This window comes from Pedobacter sp. BS3 (assembly GCF_008274585.1).
Taxonomy (GTDB): domain Bacteria; phylum Bacteroidota; class Bacteroidia; order Sphingobacteriales; family Sphingobacteriaceae; genus Hufsiella_A.
On sequence record NZ_VTRT01000009.1, the window covers coordinates 116183 to 123056 of the forward strand.

Annotated in this window: 5 protein-coding genes and 2 tRNA genes; 4 read left to right on the top strand and 3 right to left on the bottom strand. The window is 39.7% G+C overall.

The window, feature by feature from the left end; all coding sequences use genetic code 11:
* Positions 1 to 220 precede the first annotated feature (220 nt).
* From mgtE to era, 3 genes are all read right to left on the bottom strand, one after another.
* Complete coding sequence (mgtE, locus tag FW774_RS19015) at positions 221 to 1591, bottom strand: magnesium transporter (RefSeq protein ID WP_149349919.1); 1371 nt, start codon at positions 1589 to 1591, stop codon at positions 221 to 223.
* Positions 1592 to 1800: 209 nt separating this feature from the next.
* Entirely contained in the window at positions 1801 to 3102 is a 1302-nt protein-coding gene (gene der, locus FW774_RS19020) for a ribosome biogenesis GTPase Der (RefSeq protein WP_149349921.1), read from the bottom strand.
* Positions 3103 to 3251: 149 nt separating this feature from the next.
* On the bottom strand, positions 3252 to 4130 hold the full coding sequence (gene era / locus FW774_RS19025; protein WP_149349923.1) for a GTPase Era: 879 nt from the start codon (positions 4128 to 4130) through the stop codon (positions 3252 to 3254).
* Between the two features lie 187 nt (positions 4131 to 4317).
* Between era and FW774_RS19030 the strand changes: the two genes are divergently transcribed.
* The 4 genes from FW774_RS19030 (at position 4318) to FW774_RS19045 (ending at position 6370) form a co-directional block, all read left to right on the top strand.
* A tRNA-Met gene (locus tag FW774_RS19030) sits at positions 4318 to 4390 on the top strand.
* 82 nt (positions 4391 to 4472) lie between these two features.
* Positions 4473 to 4544 (top strand) — tRNA-Glu (locus tag FW774_RS19035).
* 184 nt (positions 4545 to 4728) lie between these two features.
* On the top strand, positions 4729 to 5586 hold the full coding sequence (gene tcmP / locus FW774_RS19040) for a three-Cys-motif partner protein TcmP (protein ID WP_149349925.1): 858 nt from the start codon (positions 4729 to 4731) through the stop codon (positions 5584 to 5586).
* 25 nt (positions 5587 to 5611) lie between these two features.
* Positions 5612 to 6370, top strand: coding sequence for a DUF5131 family protein (locus FW774_RS19045; protein ID WP_149349927.1), 759 nt, complete (start codon positions 5612 to 5614; stop codon positions 6368 to 6370).
* Positions 6371 to 6874 lie beyond the last annotated feature (504 nt).

The following is a 6874-nucleotide window of genomic DNA, read 5'->3' on the forward strand; positions in this document are numbered from 1 at the left end:
TTGTGATATAAGATCCTGGCCACCTCCGGTCAGGATTTTTTGTTATAGGAATATTTTTCAAAAAGCTATTACTGTCTTCTGTTAATTGGCCGGCATAAGCCTGTATACGTAAAATAAACCGATATATATTTGAAATACAAGGGCCAATAGCCCCGAAAAGGGAATTTATTGAAAGCTTCGAAACCGGGGAGAGCCATCTCACCCGAATGGATACTAGTAACTACAATAGAACACCCCGCATTACCAGTACGGCAATGGAAAAATAGATCACCAAACCGGTTACATCCACCAATGTAGCTACAAAAGGCGCTGATGAGGTGGCAGGGTCGGCACCTAATTTTTTAAGCAGAATGGGCAGCATAGAACCGGAAAGCGAACCCCACAACACCACGCCAATTAGCGCAAGGCTAACAGTCAAACCCACCAAAAACCAATGCGGGCCGTAAATATTGGTAAAAAATGTCCAGGCGTATATTCTTAAAAAACCGATGATACCTAATGTAAGTCCTAACAATAACCCCGATAACAATTCCCGGCGCATTACCCGCCACCAGTCGGCAATAGTTACTTCGCCCAAAGCCATTGCCTGGATAATAAGAGTTGATGCCTGCGATCCGCTGTTTCCACCACTTGAAATAATTAATGGAACAAAAAGCGCCAGCACAACAGCTTTGGCAATCTGGTTCTCAAAAAAACCCATAGCCGTTGCTGTTAGCATCTCGCCGATAAATAATATGACCAGCCATCCTACCCGTTTTTTTACCAGCTTGAGCAGCGGCATATCCAGATAGGGTTCATCCAGCGCTTCGGTACCACCGATCTTCTGGATATCTTCCGAAAATTCTTCCTGCGCTATCCATAAAATGTCATCTACCGTAACAATACCCAGCAAGATATTGGCACTATCTACCACCGGTAAAGCTACCCGGTTGTTCATTTTAAAGATATTGATGGCATGTTCCTGCGGATCGTTGGCATGAAGGGCAATCAGCCGGTTATCCATCAGCTCACTCATCTTGGTCTCGGGTTTTACCAGCAATATTTCGCGAATACGAACATCATCGAGCAGCACACCACTTTCGTCAATGATATAAATAACATCGATGGTTTCGGAGTTTTTACCGTATCTCCTGATGTGCGAAAGCACCTTGCTTACATCCCAATCCTTATTAACAGCCACATAATCGGGCGTCATGAGCCGGCCAACGCTGTCTTCCTCATAGCCCATTAACGAAAGGGTTTCTTTACGGTCTTCGGGCGATAAGAGAATGATGAGCTTCTTTACCACATCGCCATGCAGGTCGCTGAAAAAAGCGGTACGGTCATCCGGGGGTAGCGCCGTAATGAGCTCCTTTATTTTTTTTGCCGAAAGTTTTTTGAATATACGCTCCTGTGTAGGAAAATCGAGGATACGGAATACATTAACAGCCCGGTTAATGGATAATGTTTCTATGAACAAGGCGGCATGTTCAGGCATTTCGTCAACCAGTTGCTCAACCTCAGAGATGTGCAAACCGTCTAACAGTTTTTTTAGCTTTCTATCGTTACCATTTTCTATTAATAATTCGATATCTTCTACCAATTGCTCCATAGCTAAAAATTTAAACGGTTACCTTTTACCTGAAGTTTATCGATCACATGGTTTTACAAGAAATGGGCAACGGACACCCGGATTTAGTTTACGACTAAAGATTCTGCCAATAAGTGAAAAAGCTCCTGTTCACTCCTGCAACCTTTTTTCGGGCGCAAAGATAGTAATCCTGTGGTTTATATCGGCACATCTGCCCGATAAATCGGACTTTATTTTTGCCTGAAAAAAATCTGCACAGGCACGCCTGTAAAATCAAAATGCTCCCGCAGCTTATTTTCCAGGAAACGCTTATACGGTTCCCTGATATACTGGGGCAGATTGCAGAAAAAGGCGAACATGGGCGATGCTCCGTTTATCTGCGTAATGTACTTGATCTTTACATACTTACCTTTTATGGATGGCGGCGGAAAGCTTTCAATAAGCGGCAGCAGCACTTCATTAAGTTTTGATGTAGGGATCTTTTTAAGCTTGTTGGCATATACGTGCGATGCTGCTTCCAGGGCCTTGAATATCCGCTGCTTTTCGGTTACCGATGTAAAAACAATGGGTATATCGGTAAACGGAGCCAGCTTTTCTTTGATCTGGTCTTCAAAAACCTTTGCCGTTTTATTGTTCTTTTCAATTAAGTCCCATTTGTTGACCAACAGTACAACACCTTTTTTATTTTTCTCGGCAAGGTGAAAAATATTAATATCCTGCGATTCTATACCGTCCTGCGCATCGATCATCAGGATAACTACATCGGCTTCTTCCAGCGCTTTAATGGTGCGCATTACCGAGTAGAACTCGATATTTTCTTTAACCTTGGTCTTTTTGCGCAACCCGGCAGTATCAATCAGCATAAACTCATGCCCGAACTGGTTGTAATATATGTGTATGGAATCGCGGGTAGTACCGGCAATAGGTGTAACAATATTGCGCTCTTTACCAATTAAGGCATTTATTAAGGATGATTTTCCTACGTTCGGCCGTCCGACTATGGCATATTTGGGCAGGTTATTCTCCGCTTCAGGCTCATGGGTGAAATGTTTTATTACATCATCCAGTAATTCACCTGTTCCGGAACCGGTCATAGATGAAATGAGATAGATCTCCCCCAACCCGAAGCTGTAGAAAATAGCAGCATCATTACGCAGGTTATTATTGTCTACCTTATTGGCTACCACAAATACGGGTTTCTTACTCCGGCGAAGAATATCGGCAATCTCATCATCCAGATCGGTAATACCGGTAGTAACATCCACCATAAACAGAATTACCGAAGCTTCTTCTATGGCGATAAGCACTTGTTCGCGTATAGCAGCCTCAAAAATATCATCCGAATGGGCTACATAACCCCCGGTATCTATCACGGTAAATGTTTTATCCGTCCATTCGGCCATCCCATAATGCCTGTCGCGGGTTACGCCGCTCATATCGTCAACAATAGCCTTACGGGATTCTGTTAAACGGTTATATAATGTTGATTTCCCAACGTTGGGACGCCCTACTATAGCTACTATATTGCTCATTTGATTTTAGATGTTAGAATTACGATTTACGATTGTTTGCGTATTATGTTAATGCACATTTTTGTCATTTCTTCACTCGCCACACACATTCGTATATCTAAAATCGTACTTCGTAAATAATCTTATTTCTTGCTTCTTTAATCTTGTGTCTAACTCTCGTACCCAAAACGTTTCAGGTAGTTTTTCCGGTTGCGCCAATCGGGAATTACCCGGACAAACAGCTGCAAAAATGCCTTTTTTTGCAGAAATTCCTCAATATCCTTACGGGCATACGTTCCTACCTTTTTTAACATCTCACCTCCCTTGCCTATCAGGATATTTTTTTGCGAATCGCGTTCAACAATGATCTCGGCGCTGATGCGATTGATATGCTCTTCTTCCTTAAAGTCGGTAATAATTACCTCGGTACTATACGGAATCTCTTTTTCATACAGCCTGAATATCTTTTCGCGGATAATTTCAGTCGTAAAAAAACGCTCTGACCTGTCGGTAAGCGCATCCTTATCATAAAACGGTGCATGTTCCGGCAGGTTTTCAATAATGATATCAAGCACACTACTTATATTGTATCCATGTAAGGCCGATACGGCCAAAACAGCCTTCGGGTTTAATGTTTGCTGCCAGTAAGCGATCTTATCTTTAACGGCATCTTCGGTTGACTTATCAATTTTATTGATAAGCACTACTACCGGGGCCGTAATATGCTGTAGCTTTTCTATTACATCACTTTCGTCAAAACGTTCATTCACATCGGTTACCAGCAAAATGATGTCCGAATCTATCAGAGAATCTTTCACAAAGCTCATCATAGATTCCTGCAAGCCATATTTCGGTGTGATTATTCCCGGCGTATCCGAAAATACGATCTGGTAATCATCGCTGTTTACAATGCCTAATATGCGATGCCGGGTAGTTTGCGCCTTGGGCGTAACAATAGACATATTCTCACCTACAAGGGCATTCATCAGGGTTGATTTCCCCGCGTTAGGCTTTCCGACAAGGCTTACAAAGCCGGCTTTATGAGGCATAAATTTTTTTTAAAAAATATTTGGACTGCAAAGAAACGAAATATATCTTTGCAGTCCAATTCGGGGAGAACAATAAAGGCCTCTGAGAGTTGGAAAGTAAAGAAAATAGTGTGCGGGGTGAAGTCCCGAATGCTCGGGAGTAGGCTCATCGGGTCATACCCGAAGCACTTTTGAAATAATGATACAGTGCGGGGTGGAGCAGTTGGTAGCTCGTCGGGCTCATAACCCGAAGGTCGTCAGTTCGAGTCTGGCCCCCGCTACCGGGATGTACGATTTAAGGAATTACGATTTACGGTTTAGCAGGCTAACCGTAAATCTGAGATCAGAAATCGCAAATCAAATGGCCCGTTCGTCTAGGGGTTAGGACGCAAGATTTTCATTCTTGAAACAGGGGTTCGATTCCCCTACGGGCTACGAAAAACCCAGTTAACCATTATGTTAGCTGGGTTTTTTCTTTTTAGGGCTAAAAATAGGGCGAATTTTTTTATATCCGCGATCACAAAATATAAACACTAGATTTAATAATTTTACCTCAGATTTATTTTGTTTTTCGAATGTCCTATCGCTAACTTTATTGTTAATCAAAAACATCTAATTAATGCAAACCTCTTATAACCCTATTATTGAAGTAGATGATGATGGATTAGCAATTCCAGAAATTGGTCCTTGGGGGATTGAAAAGTATAATTTAGTGGGCAGGTATGCCAATATTTTCACTACAACAATGAGGGACAAATGGCACAGTCTCGTATACATTGATTTATTCTCTTCTGCTGGGTATGCTAAAATTGAAAAGACAAATAAAATTATCAAGTCCTCTTCAATGATAGCAATGTCTCTACCTACTCCATTTACTAAATATATCTGTTGTGATGAAAATATTGAATTAATAAATGCGCTACAAACTCGTTCCAAAAGGGATTTCCCCCACTTGCAAGCTAAATTTATACACGGCAATTGCAATGAAAAAATATCTGAAATCATAAATGAAATTCCTCAGTATACAGCCGGTAAAGGAGTCTTAAGTTTTTGTTTTGTTGATCCTTTCGCATTAGAAATAAATTTTAATACCTTGAGGCAGTTGGGTCGTTTAAAAATGGATTTCTTAATTTTAATTGCTACAGGTATGGCTGCTAAAAGAAATGAACTCAATTATACAAAAACAACAAATTCTACTATAGAGCGATTCTTAGATAATCCAAATTGGAGGAGCGAATATCATGGTAGTATTGATACCTCTGATACATCTTTTACACAGTTTTTAACCAAAAAACTAAAAAATGGGTTTCAATCTTTGGGCTATAGTCAAATAGAAGATTTCCATCCCGTTCGATATAGATTAAATGGGAAATCCGTAATATTATATCATCTTGCTTTTTTTTCAAAAAACAAGCAAGGCAACAAGTTTTGGAATATAGTTAAAAACTATGGCAACGAACAAATGACTTTGTTTTAACTAAAAATATTAGCAATATTGTACCATGGCAGAATCATCAATTGAGTGGACGGAATTAACATGGAACCCTGTTACTGGCTGTAAAAAAATTAGCCCTGGCTGTAAATTCTGCTATGCAGAGGTTATGTCCAGACGTTTAAAAGCTATGGGAATTGATAAGTATAGAAATGGTTTTAAGATAACGCTTCATCCTGAAGCATTAAATACCCCATTTACTTGGAAAAGGCCAAAAGTAGTTTTCGTGAATTCTATGAGTGATTTATTCCATGATGAAGTCCCATTAAGCTTTATCAAAGCGGTCTTTGCTGTTATGAATGCTACTCCTCAACATACCTATCAAGTTCTTACTAAACGGTCTGATAGGTTGCTACAGATATGTAACCAATTAAATTGGACGCCTAATATCTGGATGGGTGTCTCGGTAGAAAATGAAAATTATGCTTTTAGAGCTATAGACCTCAGCTTAACACCTGCTGTAGTTAAGTTTCTTTCCGTTGAACCGCTTTTAGGCTATATTGAAGAGTTACCATTACATAATATAAATTGGGTTATTGTAGGTGGAGAATCTGGACATGGGGCAAGACCAATTAAATATGAATGGATAGAAGCTATAAGGCTACAATGCCAATACTATAATGTCCCTTTCTTCTTCAAACAATGGGGTAAATATAAATTTAATATTAACCCGAACGACCCCACAATAGACAAGTTACATCCTAATCATGCCAAGGGGGGATGTGAGCTTGATGGAGTAATTTACAGGGAACTCCCACAGTTACAATAATTTTTATCTGTACATAGGGCTTTATTACATCATGCAATTTTTCAATGCCACAATTATTATTTGTTGCCAAGTAAAATAATACATGGGTAAGTTTTTTGAATTGCGCATAATGAATGAATGATTTTTATTACATTTAAATAAGCCTTTTGATACGATAATACTATTTATGCCGTGTCTAGTCTCCTCCGGAATTGCTGTTCATTTCTGCAATTTCACTTCCAATCATAAACTCCTCTTAGGGCTACGTTTTTATCATTTTTTCCCAGCAACGGGCAACAAAAAAGCCCTATAGGTTAAATTATAGGGCTAAATTTGTCAGAGAAAATTAGGATTTATGTCTCGTGCAAAGTATATTTCAGAGATAGTAGGATGAATTAATCGTTCCCGATTCATCTTCATAAATTATTAAATCTTTGATTTAGTTTTTAACGTGTTGTGCGATTAAAAAGCCAAAGCATATTTTAAATGATTTAGCGGTCTGTTATTCTGTTTATTGATGAACTG